The following is a 20,561-nucleotide window of genomic DNA, read 5'->3' on the forward strand; positions in this document are numbered from 1 at the left end:
CGAAGGAGAGCGCCATGTCAGGCTCCGCCCCGGCTCAGCCCATCGAGGGCACCCCTCCTATCGCGCCGGCCCGGCTGGGGGCAGTCGAACAGCGCGGTATCGAGCCGGTGCCCCCGGCCGAGCGCTCCGGTCGCCCCATGCAGCTGTTCTGGGCCTGGTTCGCCGCGAACATCTCGATCCTGGGGCTGCCGCTCGGCATCTCGCTCATCCAGGGCGGGCTCAACCTGTGGCAGGCGGTCATCGCCGCGGCGGCCGGCGGTTTCGGCTCGTTCGCGCTCGTTGGGGTCATCTCGATCGCCGGGCGTCGCGGACATGCACCCAGCCTCACGCTCTCCCGGGCGGTCTTCGGAGTGCGAGGCAACATCGGCCCGACCCTGGTCTCCCTGGCCTCCCGGCTCGGCTGGGAGACGGTCAACACCGCCACAGCCTCATTCGCGCTCATCGCGATGAGCGCGCTGCTGTTCGGCACCGACGGCGACCCGAAGCAGGTTCCGGTCATCGCCCTCGTCAGCATCGCGGTCTTCGTCTTCTGCACCGTGCTGGTGTCGGGACTCGGGCATGCCACGCTGATGGTGATCCAGAAGTGGGCGACGTGGGTCTTCGGCGCGCTGAACATCGTCGTCGCCGTGTACCTGCTCACCCGCATCGACTGGCAGCCCGTCTTCGCGGCGCCGGCCGGATCGACCGCAGCGCTCATCGTCGGCATCGGGACGATCGCCGGCGGAACGGGAATCGGCTGGGCCAACGCCGGCGCTGACATGTCGCGCTACCAGGGCGACCGCGTCCCCGCCGGGCGACTGGTGATGAGCGCTGCCGCAGGGGCCGGCATCCCGCTGGTGCTGCTGATCTCGCTGGGAAGCATCCTGGGATCGGGGGATCCGAAGATCGCGGCGGCTGCCAACGGGCCGGTCGGGGCGGTCACCGAGGTGATGCCCGGCTGGCTGGCCGTCGTCTACCTGATCACGGCGTTCGGCGGCCTGCTGGTCAGCAACCACATGTCCGTGTACTCGGCGGGCCTGACCACGCTGACCCTCGGCATCCGCATCAAGCGGGTGTACGCGGTGTTCCTGGACGTCGTGATCACCACCCTCGGCGCCGTGTACTTCCTGCTCATCGCCGACAACTTCTACGACCCGTTCATCTCCTTCATCGTCCTCCTCGCCGTGCCGATCACCGCCTGGGTGGGTGTCTTCATCGCGGACATGATCCGCCGGCGCGACTACGGCGGGGACGATCTGCTCGACCTCTCCCCGGGCTCGCCCTTCTGGTACACGGGTGGCGTCGAATGGCGGGCCACCGGAGTCTGGGCCGTCGCGATCGTGAGCGGGTATCTGTTCACCCTCGCGGGCCCGACCGACGCGCCGTGGTTCGTCGGCCCCCTGCACGGCACGTGGCCGGGGCAGAACGGGCTGGGCTGGGTGATCACCTTCACCGTGGCGTTCCTCGGCTACCTCGCGCTCGGCGGTGCACGCCGGGCGCCGGATGCGGCGCAAGCGGGGCGGCGCCGATGACCGCGACGACGGCGAAAGGCAGGGTCCTGCACGCGGGACAGGCGATCGTCGATGTCGTGATGCAGATTCCCGCGCTTCCTCCGCTCGGAGGTGACGTGCTCGCGACGGGATCCCGGATCACCGCCGGCGGCGGGTTCAACGCGATGGCGGCAGCCCGTCGCGACGGCGCCGAGGTCTTCTACCTCGGCGCCGTGGGCAGCGGGCCGTTCGCCCGTATCGTGACGGATGCGCTGGCAGCCGAAGGGGTGAGGGTGCCGTCCGCCCCGCTGGCGGAACCGGACACCGGTTTCAGCGTGGCGATGGTCGACGAGCACGCGGAGCGCACCTTCGTCACCTCGGTCGGTGCGGAAGGGCTCGCAGGAGCGAGGCACCTGCGCAGCACCCCAACCCGCGCGACTGACGTCATCTGCGTGTCGGGATACTCGCTGCTGCACGAGTGCAATCGTGCGGCATTGGAGGAATGGGTGCCCACCGTGCACCCGCAGGCGACGATCGTCTTCGATCCCTCGCCCCTGATCGCGGACATCCCGGACGCTGCCTGGCAGGTCATGAAGGAGCACGCCTCGATCTGGACGCTGAATGCCCGGGAGGCCGGGCTGGCCGCGAGACGACTCGGCGTCAGGCCCCCCGCTGACCCGGCAGGGCTGCTGTCCCTCCTGGCCGGGCACCTCCGCGGTACCGTGCTGCTGCGCAACGGCGCCGAGGGCACCTATATCTCCGGCGACGAGCCGGTCTTCGTACCCGGCTACCCGGTGGCCGTCGTGGATACGAACGGCGCCGGTGACGCCCATACCGGGGTGCTCGCCGCCGCGCTCGCGGCCGGGACCCCTCTGACGGAAGCGGTACGGCGGGCCAACGCGGCTGCCGCCCTCGCCGTCACCCGATCCGGCCCGGCAACCGCCCCAGCGACCGCGGAGATCGATGCCGCCCTCACCGGTTGACGGCGGGGGCTGTGGTCCCGGCCCACGGCACTTATAGGATTTCCCCGGAATGAGTGATCAGTTCCGGAAGGACACCATGGAGACGCTTCGGGCTGAGACCCCGCCCCGCGCGCGCTGGGTCCTGGCCGCCTTGCTGGTCGCGGCCGTGGTGTGCAATATCAACACCGTCGTCGCAGGGATCGCCGTGCCCTCGATCGGCCTGCGGTTCGATGCCTCCCAGACCGCACTCAATCTGGTCGCCCTCGCCACGGGACTCGGCCTGTCGATCTCCGTCCTCTACCTCGGCGCTCTCGCCGATCGTTACGGCCGTAAGCAGATGCTGCTGGCCGGCATCGCCTGCACGGTGCTTGCCGGCATCTTCTCGAGCCTGTCCTGGTCGGTCGAGGCGCTCATCGTGGCACAGGTCCTGGTGGGTCTCGCCGGCGGCATGGCCTATCCGACCACCCTCTCCCTCATCTCCGCGCTCTGGGCGGAGGGGCCGGGGCGCACAGGCGTGATCGCGTTCTGGTCCAGCGTGTCGAGCATGGCAACCATCGCCGGCTCCGTGCTCGCCGGCGTGGTGCTCACCTTCGCGTCCTGGCCGTGGGTGTTCATGCTCAGTGTTCCGGTGGCCGTCGTCGCCTTCGTGCTCGTCCTCCTCTTCGTGCCCTCGCACGTGGGGGAGTCGGGCGATCCCGTCGACCATGCCGGCGGCCTGCTCTCGGCTGCCGCACTCGGTTGCCTGGTGCTCGGGGTGAGCATGGTCTTCGCCCCCGGCGGATCGGTGCGGGGCGGGGTGCTGCTCGCAGCCGCCGTCGTTCTGCTCGCGCTGTTCGGATGGAGGGAGGTGCGGGCCCGTTTCCCGCTGTTCGACCTGAAGGTGGCACGGCAGCGCCTGTTCTGGCTCCCGGCGGTGGGTGGGCTCATCGCCGTCGGCACGCTGGGAGGAGCGCTGTTCGTGGGCGAGCAGTTCATGCAGAGCGTGATGGGATACAACCCGCTGGAAGCCGGGTTCGCGGTGATCCCCGCCGTCCTGAGCCTGTTCCTCGCCGCGCAGCTGTCGGCGAAGGCGGTCGGGCGACTCGGCACGAGAAGCACGATGCTGATCGGATACGGTTTCCTGCTGCTGGCCATGGTCAGCATGCTGTTCTGGCGCGAGCATTCGCCGTACGCCCTGGTCGGGACCAGTTTCTTCGTCATCGGTCTCGGCGTGACATTCGTGATGACGGCCTCCCGCCGCGCGCTGACGAGCAGCACTCCCGTGCACCGGGCGGGGATGGCCTCGGCCACCTCGGATCTGCAGAGCGACCTCGGCGGCGCCGTGATGCAGGCACTGCTCGGCGCTGTGCTCGCGAGCGGTTTCTCGGCAGCCGTCTCGGCGAGGATTTCCGCGGATCCCGACGCCGCCGGCCTCAGCGAGCAGGTCACGCACGCGCTGCAGACCTCGTTCGCATCGGCCGTGCAAGTCGCCGGGGAGTATCCGCAGTACACCGCAGAGATTCTCGCCGGAGCGCGGGCGAGCCTGCTCGACGGTTCCCTCGTCGCGTTCCTCATCGGCACCGGCGTGATCTTGGCCGGGGCGATCGCGGTTCGCGTGGGCCTTCCCAGCCGTGAGGAGGAGCGGCGACGAGCACAGCGCAGACAGGGGGAGGCCCTCGCGGGAACCGTGGAGCCGGCGCCGGCGGGCGATTGACCCGACTCCCGCTCACCCCAGTTCGAGCCGATCCCATGCCGCTAGGTCGGCAAGCATCTGCCGGTCGTGGGTCGCGACGACGACGGCGGCAGGGGTCGTCAGCAACCCCTGCGTCAGCTCGTCCACCAGATTCGCCGACAGATGGTTGGTGGGCTCGTCCAGGATCAGCAGGTCAGGCCGTTCGGCCAGCCCCATCGCCAGGTGCAGCCGGCGTCGCTGTCCCTGGGACAACCCGCCGATGGGTGCCGCCCTGGCCCGGGAGTCCAGCAACCCCAGAGCCGTCAGGGATATACGTTCCTTCTCCCTCAGGCGGCCGTGCACGACAAGGCGCTGCACGTGAGCGGTGAACGCCTCCTGAGCCGTCTGCCGCGGGTCCCAGCGGGGCACTTCCTGGCTGAGATGCGTCACGCGAGCCCCCGAAAGATGCCCGACCTCTCCGGTGCTCGGTTCGAGGTCCCGGGCGAGCATCGCCATGAGCGTCGATTTGCCCGCCCCGTTCGGGCCGGTGACCAGCAGGCGATCGCCGCCGGAAATGCTCAGGTCTACCGATGAACGGGTGCGGTCTTCCCGGGTGATGCCCCGGGCACTGATGATGGGCAGGCCCCGCCGGGTCGTCAGCTCCGGCCAGGCGAGTTGCACCGGCGGTTCGGGCACGGTGATCCGGTGCGCCTCCAGCTCGGCCTGCCGTCGGCGCAGTGCCTGGACGACGCCCGGTGCGCGAGACTGCCGCTGGTGCTTGCCGTGACCCTTCTCGGGCCGCCATCCGGTGCTGAGGCGGTCCTGCGCCTCGACGACCGCATCGGCCAGCCGCCGGTGCTCGGCCTGCTGGGCCTCGTAGGCCTGGACCCATTGGGCGCGGGCCGCCCGTTTCGCCTCCTGCCACCCCTCGTAGCCGCCCGAGTACAGCTGGGGTCGCCCATCGGCGCTGGGATCCAGGTCCAGGAAGGTCCGGGCGACCTCCCGCAGGAGCCGGCGGTCGTGGGTCACCACCGCGAATCCGCCCCGGCGGTGCCGGAGGCTGTCCGCCAGGAACTCCAGGGCGGCCGAGTCGAGATGGTTCGTGGGTTCATCGAGCAGCAGGGTCTCGTAGTCGCCCGCCATGAGACACGCCAGCTGCACCCGGTACCGCTGCCCCACGGAGAGACTCCCCAGGGGCGTGCTCCGGTCCCGGCAGGCGTTCAGGCCCTGCAGGGCCATATCGACCTGGCGCTCCGTGTCCCAGGCCTCGAGCCGGTTGCACGCCTCCAGGGCGTCCGCGTAGAGCCCTTCGGCTGCAGGGTTCCCCCGGGCCAGCTGCTCGGCCGTCTCGTCGAGGGCGCGAAGTGCCTCCCGTGAGGCCCGGGTCGCCGCGGCGATCACGGTTCCCACCGTCTCGTCGTTGCCGGCCTCCAGGACCTGCTGGGAGAGCCCCACGGTTCCAGCCCGGGTCACGGAGCCGGATCCGGCGCTGAGAACTCCCGCCAGTGCGTGGAGGAGCGAGGTCTTGCCCCGGCCGTTCTCGCCGACCACCGCCAAGCGGGTGCCCTGCGCGATGGTGACGTTCACGCCGTCGAGAACCACGCGGCCCCCGCGCACGACGGTGAGGCCACGCGCGCCGACATGCGCAGCCGCACCGGCGGCCGGCGCATCGCCGTTATCGAGCTGAGCGTGCCGGAGATCTGCGTTCGTTGTTTCTGAGTGAGTCTTGTCCAAGGATCTGCGCTTTCGCTTCGTCTGCGGATCCGGGCATGACGAAACGCCGCCCGGAGGGTTCCTGGACGGCGGAGCAGGTCAGATCGAAAGGGGAGTGGACCGTGCCGCCGTCAGCGGGCGGTCCAGGGCTTCATCATCGCGATGGGAGAAGACATGCCGTCGATTCTACTGGTTGCCCGACCATCCGCAGCCGCCCGGGCGTGTCATGCATTCCCGATCGTCGCCGAGATTCGGTAATTTCGTAGGTGTCGACGGTCGGCCAGGGACCGTAGCCCCGTGCCGGCCGGTAGTCCGCCGAGCGTCTCAGGGGTGACCGTGTCAGTTTCACGTTGGAGCAGCGGCGGGTCCACGCCGGTCGCCTTGCGCCCGGTGGTCGCCGGAGACGAACCCTGGTTCCAGTCCCTGGCCGCCGACCCCGCGGTCGTCGCCTATGTGGGTGACGGTCGCCCATGGTCGCCGCAGAAGGCCTCCAGGAGATTCGCGCAGGGGCTCAGGGCCACGAACTCCGCTTCCGCCGGTGGATGGTGGGTCATCCTCACCCCGTCGGGGCATGCGACGACGACGTCGAGAGCGGGCCTGGTCACGGCGGAGAAGGACCGCCAGGGGGCCCTGGAAATCGGCATCTGGGTGGACCCGCGCTGGTGGGGGAGAGGGCTGGCCAAGGGCGCGCTCAGGGAACTCGTGAACACCCTGCCGCGCCGTCTCACCCTGGTGGTGCACGTGGACCGGGCCAACACCCGTTCCATGAGGCTGCTCCGCACGGCGGGTTTCCAGGAGTCCTCCGTCCTGCCGCAGGCCTCCACCGGACCGAAGCTGATCCGGATGGAGATGCATCGCCGCTGACGTGCAGATGACCATCTCCTGGGCCTGTTGACGGTCATCAGCACGTCACGGCAGCGGGCGGCGATAATGGGGCCGTCCGGTGGTGTCCCAAGGGTGATGTCTCAAAGACGGTGGCTCAAGACGGAGGAGTGCGTACGCATGATCGAGATCGATATCGACGCCGCATCCGCTCGCCTCGACGGGGTGGCCCATCGCACGCCGGTCATGACCTCCTCGCGGCTGGACGCCCTGACCGGCACGCAGCTGTTCTTCAAGTGCGAGAATCTGCAGCGCGCCGGTGCCTTCAAGTTCCGCGGGGCGTACAACGCCGTGAGCCGTGCCCAGGAGGCGGGAGCCGGCGGCGTGGTCGCCTTCTCCTCCGGAAACCACGCCCAGGCGATCTCCCTGGCCGCACAGCTGGCCGGCGTGCCGGCCACGATCGTGATGCCGGAGGACGCCCCGCGGATCAAGCGGGCGGCCACCGAGGGGTATGGAGCGCGGGTGGTGGACTATGACCGCTACACCCAGGACCGGGTCCGCATCGCCCGGGAGATCGCGGAGCGGGAGGGCGCCGTCCTGATCCCGCCGTTCGACCACCCCGACGTCGTCGCCGGCCAGTCCACGGTCGGCCGTGAGCTGTGCGAGCAGGTCCCGGACCTCGACGTCGTCGTGACCCCGCTGGGCGGCGGGGGCCTGACCTCCGGGGTGGCACTGGCCGCCCACGCCCATCGGCGTGAGGTGGCGATCATCGGCGTCGAACCCGAGACCGGCAACGACGCCCAGCGCTCCCTGGCCGAAGGACGGATCGTGAGCATCGACGTCCCGAGGACCATCGCCGACGGCGTTCAGACGACGGCGCTGTCCCCCTTGACCTTCGCCATCATGCGGCGGGAGGGAGTGGAGGCCCGCACCGTCTCCGAGGAGCAGATCGTCCAGGCGATGCGGCTGATCGCCCACAACCTGAAGCTGGTGGTCGAGCCCACCGCCGCGCTCGGGCTGGCGTGCGTGCTGGAATCACCGGACCTCGCGGGCCAACGCGCGGGCATCGTGCTCAGCGGAGGAAACGTGGACATCGACCGGTACGCCGCACTGCTCGGCTGACCGCCCGCCCGCGATCATGCCCGTGATCCCGCCGTGGCCTCGTTGGCGGAGCCCGCCGGCTACTCGCCCTCGGCTCGACCGCTGCGCCAGTAGCCCATGAAGGCCACCTGGCCGCGATCCACGCCGATGTCGCGGACGAGATAGCGCCGGAGGCTCTTCACGACGGCGGCCTCGCCGGCGATCCACGCGTAGAAGGGACGTTCCCGGGCCTCGGCGTCGGACCCGCTGTCGTGGGCGGCGTTGGTGAGCGCTGCAGGCACCTCCCAGAGGATCCCCCGGTCGATGTCGACGTCCTCGATCTCGGTGGCGGTGTCGCTGCCGGGCGCGGACACGCGCTCGGCGCTGACCGCGCGACGGACAGCCGGCTCGATCAGCGATCCGACCGGTGCGTCTCCGCGAGGCAGCCAGACTACCTCCAACCCGGCGGGGCCCGGGAGCTCCTGGATGTCGGCCTCCGTGGGAACCTCCAGCACGGCCTGCCCGGTGACCTCGGCGTCCTGGATGTGATCGAGGATCGAGGCGATGGCGGGCACTGCCGTCTCATCGCCGACGAGGAGGATGTGGCGGGCGTTGCCGGGATCGAACTCGATGCCTCCCAGGGTGGGCTCTCCGTGCCTGGAGGGGCCGAGGACGTGCAGCCTGCTCCCGGGCTCGGCCTCCAGCGCCCAGCGGGAGGCGGGCCCGCTGTGGCCGTCGTCGTCGGTGTGCAGGACCATGTCGACGACGAGCTCGCGCGGCGCATCGCGCCACTCCCTCACGGTGTAGGTGCGCATGGTCCCCCGGACCGAGGGGTCCAGCTGGAGCCACGCCTGGTACCAGGAGATCCCGCTCTCCTCCTGCTCGGCGAGGAAACCGGGAAGATCGAAGGCCGGGCTGTCGCCCCGGGGCGGGATGATCATCTTTAAACGCTGGTCGCGAGGGTGATGGGGGATGCCGAAGTCCTCCATGCCCCCGCCGCCGAACGTGATGCGGCGGAAGCTGGGGCTGAGATCCTCGACGGCGATCACCTCGGCCTCGAAGGCGCCGGTGGATGGGCGGGACATAGTGCTCCTTGTGGTCGACAGGGGTGGTTCAGGGTGCGCTGCGCACGCGTGCCTTCGGGATCACGAGCGGCGTGCCCGTGGCGGGGTCATCGACCACCAGGCACTCCAGCCCGAAGACTTCATGAACCAGGTCGGCGGTCACCACGTCCTTCGGCGCACCGTGCGCGAGGACGTGCCCGCCCTTCATCGCGATCATGTTCGTGGCGTACCGGGCGGCCTGGTTCAGATCGTGCAGCACGGCGATCAGGGTGTTTCCGGCCTGGTTCAGGTCTTCGAAAAGGTTGAGCAGGTCGATCTGGTGGGCGATGTCCAGGAAGGTCGTGGGCTCGTCCAGCAGCAGGATGGGTGTCTGCTGGGCGAGTGCCATGGCCGCCCAGACGCGCTGACGTTGTCCGCCGGAGAGCTCGTCCACGAGCCTGTTGCGCAGGGCTGCCACGTTGGTGACCTCCATGGCGTTCTCCACGGCGGCCTCGTCCGCGCTGCTCCACTGACGGATGAGGCCCTGGTGCGGGTAGCGGCCGCGGGCGACGAGATCGACCACGGTGATGCCGTCCGGAGCGATGGAGCTCTGCGGAAGCAGCCCCACGATCTTGGCGGTCTCTTTCGCACCGTAGGACGAGATCGCCTTGCCGTCGAGGACCACGCTTCCGGCAGCCGGGCGGAGCAGGCGCGAGAGCGCTCGCAGCAACGTCGACTTGCCGCAGGCGTTGGGCCCGACGATCACCGTGAAGGATCCGTCGGGGACGTCCACGGAGAGGTTCTCCGAGATCACCCGCTTGTCGTAGGCGAGGGTCACGTCGTCGGCTCGCAGCCTCGGCTCCGCAGCCGGGGGCTGGGTCACGGCGGAATTCTCAAGATGCTGGGTCATAGTTGTTTTCGTGCTTCCTGGACGAGAACGGCGACGAGGTACACGCCGCCGATGACGACGGTGACGACGCCGACCGGGACCGATCCCGGGATGAGGTGCTGAGCGGCCGTGTCCGCGGCGAGCAGGAGCAGTGCTCCGACAGTGGCGGCGGCGCCGACGGGCGTGCCCGGGCTGTGCGTGATCCGGCGTGCGATCTGGGGTGCGGCCAGTGCGATGAACGCGATGGGCCCCGAGATCGCGGTGGTGATCGCGATGAGGGCGACGCCCACGGCCAGCACCGCGAGCCGGGTGGGCTCGGTCCTGACGCCGTGCGCATGCGCGGCGTCGTCGCCGAGCTCGAGCTGGCGCAGCGGAGGGACGACGAGGGCGGTCAGGACCCCGAGGACGATCAGCGCGGGCAGGGCGGGTGCCAGGTCGGACCAGCCGACCAGGGAGAGGGACCCGGCGCCCCAGATCGAGGCCGCCATGGCCACCTCGGTCTGCGCGAGCAGCAGCAGGTAGGTGTTCACGGCGCTGAGCGCCGCTGTCACCGCGATGCCCACGATGATCAGCCGGAAGCCCTGGACCCCTCCGCGCCAGGCGAGGAGGTAGACGACCAGGGCGGTGATCAGCCCGCCCAGCAGCACACCCACGGACTCACTCAGGAAGGTGGAGCCGACCAGGGTGATCGACACGATCGCCCCGGTGTAGGCGCCCGTCGAGAAGCCGATCACATCGGGGGAGCCCAGGGGATTGCGGGTCAGCGTCTGGAAGAGCGCCCCCGAGGCGGCCAGCGCCGCCCCGAAGGCGACGGCGGCCAGCACGCGCGGCAGGCGCCACTCCAGGACGATCTTGCTCGCGAACCCCTGGTCGGTGAACGCCGCGGTGAGCACTTCGGGGATGCTGAGCGGATAGTCCCCGCTACCCAGTGCGACCAGCGCCAGGAGCAGCGTCAACGCCGTGACGACGAGGCCCACGATGAAGGAACGGCGGTGGACCCGGAAAGCCCCTCCGGGCACCGGGAAGCTGAGATGCCCGTCGCGGCCGGCCTGCGGTGAGACCTCGGGGCTGTTCTGGGATGCAAGTCCTGTCATAGCGCACTCACCCGGTGCCGGCGTACGAGGACGATCAGGACGGGTGCGCCCAGGAACGCGGTCACGATGCCCACCTGCATCTCGCCGGTGGGCAGTACGAGACGTCCGAGGACATCGGCGGCCACCGTGAGGATGGGGGCGAACAGGATGGAGTAGAGGATGATCCACCGCTGGTCCGGCCCGACGATCCACCGGGCGACGTGGGGGATCATCAGGCCGACGAATGCGATCGGCCCGGCCATGGCGCTGGCCGCGCCGGCGAGCAGCGTGATCGCGATCAGCGAGAGGATGCGCGTGCGGATGACCTTCGCGCCCAGAGAGCGGGCCAGATCGTCGCCCAGCGCGACGGCATTGAGGGAGGAGCCCAGATAGACGGCGAGGACGAGCCCGATCACCACGAACGGGGCGGCCGCGATGACGGGTTCCCACCCGCGATCGGCGAATGAACCGGCCTCCCAGGCGCGCATGCGGTTGAATGCCACCGGGTCGGCCAGGACGAGGGCGGTGGTGATCCCGGAGAGCACCGCGCCGATCGCCACCCCGGCCAGGGTGATCCGGACGGGGCTGGCCGACCCCCGCCCCACCGAGCCGATCAGGTAGACGACCACCGTGGTGACGAGCGCGCCGCCGAAGGCGAACCAGACGTATCCCGCCGGGGCGGTGACGCCGAGCACGCCCACTCCCAGTGCCACGGCGAAGGCGGAGCCGTAGTTGACCCCGAGGATGCCGGGGTCCGCGAGTGGATTGCGGGTGACGGCCTGGATGAGCGCCCCGGCGACACCGAGGCCCATGCCCACGCACAGGCCCAGGACGGTGCGCGGCAATCGGAGATCGACCACTGCGTCGGCATCCATGCCGGTCGCGGTTCCGGTCAGCGCTCTCCACACGGTTCCGGGGGGAACATCCCGGGCGCCGAGCATGAGGCTCAGCACGATCACGAGCGCCAGGCAGGCCAGGGCGACCAGGAGCCCGGCCAGTCGCCGTGGCACTCCGGCCGGCTCCGTTGCCGCGGCAGCCTCCTTCTCGGAAGCGGGCGGCGACATCGTATTCACCATCACCCGGTTAGCTTAGACTAACCTAAGCGATGATTGGTATCGGCCTGAACAGACGCCAAGAGCTGGCCGGGGCGGCGCAAGCCGGGCTCACCGTACCAAGTCGCAGCGCCACATAGCGTGGACAACGAAAGGTCCTGATGATGAAACTCACCCTAAGGGCACTGGCGGGATTCGCCGCGCTCGGACTGCTGCTGACCGGATGCGCCTCGGGAGGCGACGGCGACGCGCAGAGCGCGGAATCCGGCTCCGCCGTGGAGGGAACCTTCCCGCAGACCGTAGAGACCGCGTTCGGCGATGTCACGATCGATGAGGCCCCCGAGCGCGTGGTCGCTCTCGGCTGGGCCGATGCCGAAACCGCCCTGGCGCTCGGCGTACAGCCTGTGGGGGCCTCCGACTGGCTGGCGTTCGGCGGCGACGGCGTCGGGCCATGGGCCGAGGGCGCGTACGACGAGTCCCCCGAGATCATCGAGACCCTCGAGCCCTCCTACGAGGCCATCGCGGCGCTGGAGCCCGACCTCATCCTCGACGTCCGCAGCAGCGGCGACAAGGACCGCTACGACCGTCTGTCCGAGATCGCCACGACCATCGGCATCCCGGAGGGCGGCGAGAGCTACCTGACGACGCAGGACCAGCAGGTCGAGATGATCTCGACCGCCCTGGGCGTGCCCGAGAAGGGCGAGGAACTGCGACAGGAGGTCGAGGACGCCAATACGGCGGTGGCGGAGTCGCACCCCGGCTGGGAAGGGAAGACCGTCACGGCGGCTACGAAGACCAGCGAGGGCTGGGGCGCCTACATCGAGGGCAGCAACCGGGTGGATACCCTCGAGGGCTTCGGATTCGTGCAGAACCCCGTCGTGCAGGAGCTCCCGGTCGACGCGTTGGGATTCTCCGCCGACATCTCCAGCGAGGAACTCGACAAGATGGAGGCCGACCTGATCGTGGCCTTCCCGATCTACATCGATTCCACGGAGATCACCGACGATCCGCAGTGGAAGGAACTCCAGGCGGTCCAGGAGGGCCGTGCGATCGTGATCGACGGCGATATCTCGGACGCGTACTCGCTCGGGTCTCCGCAGGCCGCAATCTACACGGCCGAGAACCTTCCGCCGCTGATCGAAGAAGCCGTTCCCGGTCAGTAACGGCACACCCTTCCGTCGAGTGGTGAGTTGAGCCGCCCATCGAAGCTGATGGGCGGCTCAACTCACTACTCAGCGGAGAACTGGGTGGCTCCGGTCAGCCCCGGAACGGCAGCGGCGCCAGGCCCCGCACGCCCGGCTCTACCATGTAGATCGAGCCGGCCTCGGGCTCCGCGTGATCGGGGAGGTTCTCGCGGGAGGTCGTGATGAACAGCCGGTCGAGGTTCTCCCCGCCGAACGTGCAGGCCGTGACCTGCGTGACGGGCAGCTCGACGACCTCGCTGAGCGAGCCCTCGGGCGTGTAACGATGCACCGCTGAACCTCCGTTCATCGCGGTCCAGATCCCTCCCTCGGCATCCACCCAGAGGCCATCGGGAAGACCCTTGCCCTCCTGCACGCGGACCAGCGGGCGGGGATCGACGGGACCGCGATCGGCGTCGTAGTCCATGACCGTGATCTGCCCGGTCGGGGTGTCGTTCCAGTAGGCGAGGGTGTGGTCCGGGCTGAACCCCAGGCCGTTGCACACGGTGGCGTCGCCCCAGCCCACGGCGGGCTCGTGGCCGGGGCCGTCCCATCGGTAGACGGTGGCCGCGCCCTCGGCCTGGTCGTAGGCCATGGTGCCGATCCAGAACCGGCCCGCCGGGTCGCAGTGGCCCTCGTTGTTGCGGATCCCGGGGTCGTCGAACAGCGAGACGACCTCGGTCAGATCGGAGAGGTCCTCCGCCCGGCCCAGCGCGATGCCGGATTCGGTGGCCACGATCGCCCCTCCGCCCAGGCGCGGCCGGATCACCGCGGCCACCTGAGAAGGCACATCGAGGCGGCGGTGGTCGCCGTCGTCGTCGACCTCGACGACCGCTCCGTGGAGCATGTCCACGAATCTCAGGCGCCCCGTCGCAGCCCACCAGCACGGTCCTTCGGCGTGGTAGGCGATGGATCCGCTGATCCGCTGTGCCCTCATGGGTCTCCTTCTGCTGCTCGACTTCTGCTGCTCGGTATGTCTCAGGTCACACTAGCCACCGGTGCTGAATGTGACCTCGCCCCGTCTGCTCCGGTGAGCGGACGGGGCGAGGTCACGACCAGCGGGCGGTGGTCACGGAGTGGGCATGCCTCCGTTGACGTTCAAGGTCTCGCCGATCACGTAGCTGGACTCCGCGGAGGCCAGGAAGACGTAGGCCGGCGCGATCTCCGTGGGCTGTCCGGCGCGGCCCAGGCCCGTGTCCTGCCCGAAGTTGGGCAGCTTGTCCTTGGGCTGGCCGTCGCTGACCTGCAAGGGGGTCCAGAACGGTCCGGGGGCCACGGCGTTGACGCGGATGCCCTGGGGCGCCAGCTGCTCGGCCAGTCCCTTGCTGAAGTTGTTGATCGCGGCCTTGGTCGAGGCGTAGTCGAGCAACGGGGGCGAGGGCTTGTAGGCCTGGATCGACGTCGAGTTGATGATCGACGACCCCGCGGGCATGTGCTTGAGCGCCGCACGGGTCACCCGGAACATGGCGAAGACGTTGACGTTGTAGGTGTCCTCGAGCTGCTCGTCGGTCAGCGCCTCGAGGCCGTCCTCGACCGCGATCTGCCGTCCGGCGTTGTTGACCAGGATGTCCAGGCCGCCGAGCTGCTCGACCGCCTGCTCCACGAGCTGCGCCGCCGCGTCATGGTCCGAGAGGTCGGCGGGGAGCAGGACCACCTTGCTGTCGGTGTCCTTGACCGCGTCCCGCACCCATTCGGCGTCCTCCTGCTCGGCCGGCAGGTAGTTCAGGGCGACGTCCGCGCCTTCGCGTGCGAAGGCGATGGCGACGGCGGCGCCGATTCCCGAGTCTGCGCCCGTGATCAGGGCCTTGCGGCCGTTGAGCCGCCCCGTGCCCCGGTAGGAGAACTCGCCCCGGTCGGTCTTGGGCTCCAGATCCTTGTCCAGTCCCGGCTCGGGCTGATCCTGCTTGGGAGGCTCGATCGCCTCGTAGCGGGTGACCGGGTTCTGGAACACCAGCTGGTCGGTACGTTCCTGATGTTCATCCTGTCGTGAGTTCATCGGACACTCCTCTCCTGACCTGCTTCTGCTTCATGGGCAGTCTTCTCGGCTGTTCGATCGCCGGTGCCCCCGTCACCGGGGAACGGCCGTTCACGGAACGGACCGGCGATACGGTCTCCAGCTTAGTAGTCATAAGCAGGCTTTTGGTTAGTTCGCTAGGGGAGAAGCTGCCGCAGGCGTTCCCTGAGTCCGGTGGCATCGGGGGCGGGCCGGTCCGGGTGCTCGGTCGTCGCCTTGGCCAGGATGTTGCGGGCCATCGTGGGGAAGATGAAGGCGTGGAACGGCAGTACGCCGTACCAGTAGGCCTGGCCGGCCAGGCCGTCCGGGAAGAAGATGGCCCGCTGGTGGTAGGTCGAGCCTCCGTCGTCGTTCGCCTCGACCCGCAGCTCCAGCCATGCCTTGCCGGGTGCGAGCATCTGGGCGCGCAGGCGCAGCAGATGGCCGGGTTCGATCTTCTCGACCACCCACCAGTCCACGTGATCGCCCACGCGCAGGCGGCTGCGGCTCAGGCGGCCCCGGTTCAGGCCCGGGCCGCTGGCCAGCTTGTCCATCCAGCCCCGTACGCGCCACCCCGGTTTCCATGAATACCAGCCGTTCTCCCCGCCGATGGATTCGATGACCTTCCAGACATCGCCGGGGGCTGCCGGCCCGGTGGCCTCGCGCTCGTCCACGTACACGGTGCGTCCGGCCCACTCGGGATCGGAGGGCAGCGGGTCCGAGGCGGTGTCCAGGGAGATGAGGTCGTGGGTTCCGGACCAGTCGTTCTCGACCTCGTCGGCTTCGATGCGTTCCAGGGCGAGCTCCACGGATTTCCGGTAGTCCACCAGCCCGTCGGGCGGCAGCGGGATGTACCGGTCGATGTCGCGTTCGGAGGCCACGGCGTCGTCGCGCAGCGACTGGACCAGCGGCATGGCCAGACCCAGCGGGATCGGCGTGACCATGCCCACCCAGAAGCCGGAGAGCCTCGGCGCGGGCAGGGGCGTGGCGAAGACCAGCGGACGACGGCGCCCGGCCACCTCGCAGTACTCCTGCATGGCCCTGGCGTAGGTCATCACATCGCGGGAGCCGATGTCGAAGCTCCGGTTGGTCCCCTCGGGCAGATCCAGGGCGTGCACGAGGTAGTAGAGGACGTCGCGGATGGCGATGGGCTCGATCCTGTTCTTGACCCAGGAGGGCGCGGGCATCAGGGGCAGCCGGTCGCCGAGGTGGCGGATCATCTCGAACGACGCCGACCCCGAGCCGATCACCGTTCCGGCCTGCAGGACCACCGCGGGCACGGGGTGGGCCATGAGGATCTCCCCGACCCTGGCCCGGGAGCGCATGTGCGTGGAGAGCTCCGTGTTCTCCGGGTGCAGCCCCGAGAGGTAGACGATCCGCTTGACCCCGGCCTCCGCGGCAGCGCGGGCGACCACGTGCGCCATCGAGGCCTCGTGCTCTTCGAAGGCACCCGAGCTCCCCATGGAATGGACCAGGAAGTACATGGTCTCCACGCCCTCGCAGGCCCGGATGACGTCGGACAGGTTGTCCAGATCGCCTTGGACGACGTCGACGGCTCCCGCCCACGGGACGTCCTTGAGCTTGTCGGGGGTGCGCACGAGCACCCGGACGTCGGCTCCCGCCGCCACGAGACGAGGGGTGAGCCGTCCGCCGACGTAACCCGTGGCGCCGGTGACCAGGACCAGACCTTCCGGCGGTTTCTCCAGGGTCTCGATCACCCGATCGGGGAAGGTCAGCTCCAGCGGCTCGATGTGAGGCCGATCAGGGGGTGCGGACTGCTCTGACATGGCGATCCTCCGGCGCTAACGGCTGAGAGTCGGGCCCGTAGAGAGCCCTGGGGGCGGAATGCTCACCTTCCTTAGAGTCTAGGTGGATCCGCCGGGAACGGGGAGCCGCGGTCACCGGAAAGCGGCGGCACCCAGGTTGTTGATGACATCGTCGAGGGTCTGGTCCATGTGGGAGAGCATGGCCTCGCCGGCATCCTGGACCCGGCCGTCGCGTACCGCCTCGAAGATCCGCGTGTGGTGCTCGAGCGCCCGGCGGCGGATGTCCGCCTGAGCCGAGGTTCTGATCCGCACCACATGCAGGACCTCTTCCAGCGGAGCGTAGGCCGAGGCGAGGTAGACGTTGCCGGAGGCCCGCACCAGAGCGGCGTGGAACTCGAGATCGGCTTGGGAGAAGGCGGCGTAGTCCGTGTCGATGGTCTCCCGCATGATGCCGAGCTGGCGTTCCACCTCGTCGATGTCCTCGGCGGGCCCGCGTTCCGCGGCCAGGCGGGTGGTCTCCACCTCGATGGCCCGCCGGGCCTCGATCATCTGACGCGGGACGTCCAGGGGGTCGCCGCTCATGAGTCCCCGGGCCTGCAGCACCCTGGGATCCAGGGGCGACCACTTGCCGACGTCGTTGAGCAGCCCGCGCTTTCCGTGCCGCACGGTGACGACCCCGGAACGCGCCAGCTCTTGCAGGGCCTCCCGGACCGACAAGCGGGACATGCCCCACTGCCGTGCCAGTTCCGCTTCGGAGGGCAGGGGCTCACCGGGCTTCAGCCTGCCGTCGGTGACCATTTCCAGTAAGGCGTCAACGCCGACTTCTGAGCGTCGTTGCACGTGACTGCCCCGCTCTCTCTGTGTCTACTCGCCCCTGGCCGTCGAGTGTTCCGGGTGCCCAAGGCTCTCATGTGCTCTCCCTCTATCTTGATGGATTCCCGGCCGGGCATTGACATGACGCAGCTCACTCCCCGAGACTACTCACAGATCAGATATCTGATCTGTGTTCGGTGTCACTGACGACCCGGACCGTGAGTTCGTCCGCCGCCGCTGATCAGCGCGGTTCGCCGGGTCTTCCGCCCGGCCGTGATGCGAAGAGAAGGTCCATGACTACTACCACTCTCCTGCTGCTCGGGCTCGGCTCGATAGCGGCGATCCTTTTACTCATCATCAAAGGCAAGGTCCACCCGTTCATCACCTTGATGTCCGTGGCCCTGGTCCTGGCGCTCGCCGCTGGAATCCCCCTGGCGGAGGTCGCGCCCCTCCTGATCGAGGGCATGGGGAGCACCCTGGGCAGCGTTGCCCTGATCGTGACCCTGGGCGCCATCCTGGGGCGCATCATCGAGGTCTCCGGCGGGGCCGACGTCCTGGCGCGCTGGCTGCTCAACACCTTCGGCGAGAAACGCGCGCCGTTCGCCCTGGGAGCCACCGGGTTCATCTTCGGCATACCGGTCTTCGTGGACGTGGGACTCATCGTCCTGATCCCCATCATCTTCGGCGTGGCCCGCCGTCTGCAGGGCAGCATGCTCAAGTACGCGCTGCCCATCGCGGGCGCGATGCTGGCCGTGCACTGCGTGGTCCCGCCGCACCCGGGGATCGTGGGCGGGTCGCAGCTCCTGAGCGCCGATATCGGCCTGGTCATGATCTTCGGCCTGATCGCAGCCGTGCCCATGTGGCTGGTCGCCCACTTCGTCGCCAAGCCCCTGGCCGCTCGAAACTTCGTTCCCGTCAGCGCCAGCGACACCCTCCAGAGCGTGGGCGGGACCGGGGCCATGAGCGTCACCTCGACCAGGACGCCGAGCGTGCTCCTGGTGCTCTCGACCATCGTGCTGCCGCTCGCGCTGATCATGGGCGGTACCACGTTCAGCGTCGTGCTGGGGGCGGAAAACCCGCTGACGACGGTGTTCTCCCTGGTCGGGGCCTCTCACGTGGCCCTGCTGATCGGCGTGATCTATGCGGCGGGCGTCCTGGGCTTCCGCTTCGGCTGGAGCCGGGACGACGTCGAGAACGTCATCAACTCGGCCCTGCCGCCCGTCGCCGCCGTCATCCTGATCACCGGTGCCGGTGGCATGTTCGGCTATTCGCTGCGGGAGACCGGCGTGGCCGAAGCCGTGGCGGACCTCCTGGGCTCGACCGGCCTGCCGATCATCTTCCTGGGCTGGCTGCTGGCCATCGTGATCCGCGGGGCCCAGGGGTCGGCCACCGTGGCCATGCTCACCACCGCCCCCTTGGTGGCGCCCTTGCTGACCTCCATGTCGCTCGAACCGGTCCAGATCGCTCTGGTCGCCGTCGCCATCGGCGCTGGGACCATGGGGCTGAGTCACGTCAACGACTCGATGTTCTGGATCTGGAGCCGCTACTTCGCGGTTCCCGTGTCCACCTCGCTCAAGACCTGGACACTGGTCTCCACCGTGGCCTCCGTGACGGGCCTGATCGTGGTGTGGATCATGTGGCTCCTCGTCTCCGCCGTCCTCTGATCGTCCACCCGAGTGAAAGGTTGCCCCATGAGTCGCAGACTCTTCGTTTTCGATGACGACCCCACCGGGTCGCAAGCCGTGCACGACGTCGACGTCGTCCTGGAGCTCTCCGCGCCGCCCGTCGTGGCCGCGCTGGAGCCGGAGGGATCCACGTGCTTCGTGCTCACCAACAGCCGAGCCCTGGACGAATCCCAGGCGCTCGTCCAGCAGCGGGAGCTGCTGGACGCCGTCCTGGACGAGCTTCCCGCCGGGGCGCCGCCCCACCTGGTGTCCCGCAGCGACTCGACGCTGCGGGGGCACGTCATCGCCGAGCCCAACGGGCTTGCGGACGCCCTGGAGGCCCGTGGCCATGAGGTGGCGGGTTTCCTCTTCGCCCCTGCGATGTTCGAGGCGGGGCGTTACACCGTCGACGACGTCCACTGGGCCGTGCTGCAAGGCGAGCCGGTCAAGGTGGGCGAGACGGACTTCGCCCAGGACGCCACCTTCGGCTACCGCTCCTCGAACCTGAAGGACTTCCTGGTCGAACGGTCCGGGGGTGCCCTGGGGCGCGAGGAGATCCTGTCGATCGGGCTGGACGACATCGCCGCGGGCGTGGACGCGGTCTCGGCGATCCTGGACCGAGCCTCCGGGCGGACCTGGGTGGTGGTCAACGGCACCGAGTACGCCCACCAGGAGGTGGTGGCCGAGGCGCTGGGCCGCCAGGAAGCCGCCGGGCGCGCGTTCATCACGCGGTGCGGGCCCTCGTTCGTGCGGCCCCTGGCCGGAATCGAGCATTCCGAGCCCCTGGATCCCGCCGGCATAGAGATCGGGCCGGGTCGCATGGAGCACGGGCTGCTGGTGGTCGGCTCCCACGTCGGGCTGACCAATCGCCAGCTCGCCGTGGTCAAGGAGCGCGGAGGGCTGCACGAGATCGAGCTCGACGTACCCTCGCTGCTGACGGACGAGCGGCGGTCGCACCTCGAACGGGCCATCGACGAGGCCGTCGAGGCCCTGGGAGAAACCGACGTCGTGGTCTATACCAGCCGAGACCTGATCCGCACCGACGACCCCCGGGAGTCGCTGGCGATCGCCCGCTCGGTGTCCGACGCGGTGGTGACGGTGGTCCGCGGGGTCATGCAGGCCAAACCCGCCTGGGTGATCGCCAAGGGGGGCATCACCTCCCACGAGGTGGCCCACAAGGGCCTGGGCATGCGACGCGGACGGGTGGCCGGGCAGTTCTTCCCGAGACAGATCTCCCAGTTCATGCCGGTGGAGGCGGACGAGGCCGCTCACGGCTGCCCGTACGTCGTCTTTCCCGGCAACGTGGGAACCGAGACGGCACTGGCGGACGTCGTCGACGTCCTGGCCGAGGCGACGCGCCGCAACCGGGTCTGACGTCGTCCCGGACGCG

At 69.4% G+C, this 20,561-nt stretch carries 17 protein-coding genes; 8 read left to right on the forward strand and 9 right to left on the reverse strand.

The features are described 5' to 3' along the window. Window positions 1-14: 14 nt before the first annotated feature. The 3 genes from FCK90_RS04775 to FCK90_RS04785 are packed head-to-tail and all read left to right on the forward strand — an operon-like array spanning window position 15 to window position 4,124. The gene (locus FCK90_RS04775; RefSeq protein WP_158033161.1) at window positions 15-1,511 is read left to right on the forward strand and encodes a purine-cytosine permease family protein; all 1,497 of its coding nucleotides are present in this window, start codon (window positions 15-17) and stop codon (window positions 1,509-1,511) included. After that, window positions 1,508-2,452, forward strand: a complete 945-nt coding sequence (locus tag FCK90_RS04780) for a PfkB family carbohydrate kinase (protein WP_158033162.1) — start codon at window positions 1,508-1,510, stop codon at window positions 2,450-2,452. The genes FCK90_RS04775 and FCK90_RS04780 overlap by 4 nt, the downstream gene beginning before the upstream one ends. Before the next feature lie 49 nt (window positions 2,453-2,501). Then, the gene (locus FCK90_RS04785) at window positions 2,502-4,124 is read left to right on the forward strand and encodes an MFS transporter (protein ID WP_158033163.1); all 1,623 of its coding nucleotides are present in this window, start codon (window positions 2,502-2,504) and stop codon (window positions 4,122-4,124) included. Between the two features lie 12 nt (window positions 4,125-4,136). Here FCK90_RS04785 and FCK90_RS04790 read toward each other — a convergent pair whose 3' ends face one another. Continuing rightward, on the reverse strand, window positions 4,137-5,699 hold the full coding sequence (locus FCK90_RS04790) for an ABC-F family ATP-binding cassette domain-containing protein (protein ID WP_246179992.1): 1,563 nt from the start codon (window positions 5,697-5,699) through the stop codon (window positions 4,137-4,139). Window positions 5,700-6,131: 432 nt separating this feature from the next. Between FCK90_RS04790 and FCK90_RS04795 the strand changes: the two genes are divergently transcribed. After that, window positions 6,132-6,659, forward strand: a complete 528-nt coding sequence (locus FCK90_RS04795; RefSeq protein ID WP_220433276.1) for a GNAT family N-acetyltransferase — start codon at window positions 6,132-6,134, stop codon at window positions 6,657-6,659. A gap of 138 nt (window positions 6,660-6,797) precedes the next feature. Then, on the forward strand, window positions 6,798-7,739 hold the full coding sequence (locus FCK90_RS04800; protein ID WP_158033164.1) for a pyridoxal-phosphate dependent enzyme: 942 nt from the start codon (window positions 6,798-6,800) through the stop codon (window positions 7,737-7,739). Window positions 7,740-7,798: 59 nt separating this feature from the next. On the opposite strand, the gene FCK90_RS04805 is transcribed toward FCK90_RS04800, so the two are convergent. The 4 genes from FCK90_RS04805 to FCK90_RS04820 are packed head-to-tail and all read right to left on the reverse strand — an operon-like array spanning window position 7,799 to window position 11,766. Continuing rightward, a complete protein-coding gene (locus tag FCK90_RS04805; RefSeq protein WP_158033165.1) occupies window positions 7,799-8,782 on the reverse strand; it encodes a siderophore-interacting protein in 984 nt (327 codons plus the stop codon). 28 nt (window positions 8,783-8,810) lie between these two features. Further along, window positions 8,811-9,650 carry an ABC transporter ATP-binding protein gene (locus tag FCK90_RS04810; protein ID WP_158033166.1) on the reverse strand — a complete coding sequence of 280 codons (840 nt, stop codon included), beginning with the start codon at window positions 9,648-9,650 and terminating at the stop codon, window positions 8,811-8,813. Beyond that, a complete protein-coding gene (locus tag FCK90_RS04815) occupies window positions 9,647-10,723 on the reverse strand; it encodes a FecCD family ABC transporter permease (RefSeq protein ID WP_158033167.1) in 1,077 nt (358 codons plus the stop codon). Before FCK90_RS04815 ends, FCK90_RS04810 begins: the two co-directional genes overlap by 4 nt. Next, entirely contained in the window at window positions 10,720-11,766 is a 1,047-nt protein-coding gene (locus tag FCK90_RS04820; RefSeq protein WP_246179993.1) for an iron chelate uptake ABC transporter family permease subunit, read from the reverse strand. Before FCK90_RS04820 ends, FCK90_RS04815 begins: the two co-directional genes overlap by 4 nt. Before the next feature lie 152 nt (window positions 11,767-11,918). On the opposite strand from FCK90_RS04820, the gene FCK90_RS04825 reads away from it, so the two are divergent. Next, window positions 11,919-12,917 carry an iron-siderophore ABC transporter substrate-binding protein gene (locus FCK90_RS04825; protein ID WP_158033168.1) on the forward strand — a complete coding sequence of 333 codons (999 nt, stop codon included), beginning with the start codon at window positions 11,919-11,921 and terminating at the stop codon, window positions 12,915-12,917. Window positions 12,918-13,011: 94 nt separating this feature from the next. Here FCK90_RS04825 and FCK90_RS04830 read toward each other — a convergent pair whose 3' ends face one another. The 4 genes from FCK90_RS04830 to FCK90_RS04845 all read right to left on the reverse strand — a co-directional run bounded on the left by FCK90_RS04830 (window position 13,012) and on the right by FCK90_RS04845 (window position 17,534). Continuing rightward, window positions 13,012-13,872 carry an SMP-30/gluconolactonase/LRE family protein gene (locus tag FCK90_RS04830; protein ID WP_158033169.1) on the reverse strand — a complete coding sequence of 287 codons (861 nt, stop codon included), beginning with the start codon at window positions 13,870-13,872 and terminating at the stop codon, window positions 13,012-13,014. Between the two features lie 132 nt (window positions 13,873-14,004). Beyond that, window positions 14,005-14,931, reverse strand: a complete 927-nt coding sequence (locus tag FCK90_RS04835; RefSeq protein ID WP_158033170.1) for an SDR family oxidoreductase — start codon at window positions 14,929-14,931, stop codon at window positions 14,005-14,007. Window positions 14,932-15,086: 155 nt separating this feature from the next. Beyond that, entirely contained in the window at window positions 15,087-16,715 is a 1,629-nt protein-coding gene (locus tag FCK90_RS04840; RefSeq protein ID WP_158033171.1) for an SDR family oxidoreductase, read from the reverse strand. Window positions 16,716-16,826: 111 nt separating this feature from the next. Next, window positions 16,827-17,534, reverse strand: a complete 708-nt coding sequence (locus tag FCK90_RS04845) for a FadR/GntR family transcriptional regulator (protein ID WP_158033172.1) — start codon at window positions 17,532-17,534, stop codon at window positions 16,827-16,829. 266 nt (window positions 17,535-17,800) lie between these two features. Between FCK90_RS04845 and FCK90_RS04850 the strand changes: the two genes are divergently transcribed. Together FCK90_RS04850 and FCK90_RS04855 are read left to right on the forward strand one after the other, a co-directional pair. Beyond that, window positions 17,801-19,171, forward strand: coding sequence for a GntT/GntP/DsdX family permease (locus FCK90_RS04850; RefSeq protein ID WP_158033173.1), 1,371 nt, complete (start codon window positions 17,801-17,803; stop codon window positions 19,169-19,171). Window positions 19,172-19,198: 27 nt separating this feature from the next. Then, complete coding sequence (locus FCK90_RS04855; RefSeq protein WP_158033174.1) at window positions 19,199-20,545, forward strand: four-carbon acid sugar kinase family protein; 1,347 nt, start codon at window positions 19,199-19,201, stop codon at window positions 20,543-20,545. Window positions 20,546-20,561 lie beyond the last annotated feature (16 nt).

Source organism: Kocuria coralli (assembly GCF_008831305.1).
Lineage (GTDB): Bacteria > Actinomycetota > Actinomycetes > Actinomycetales > Micrococcaceae > Kocuria > Kocuria coralli.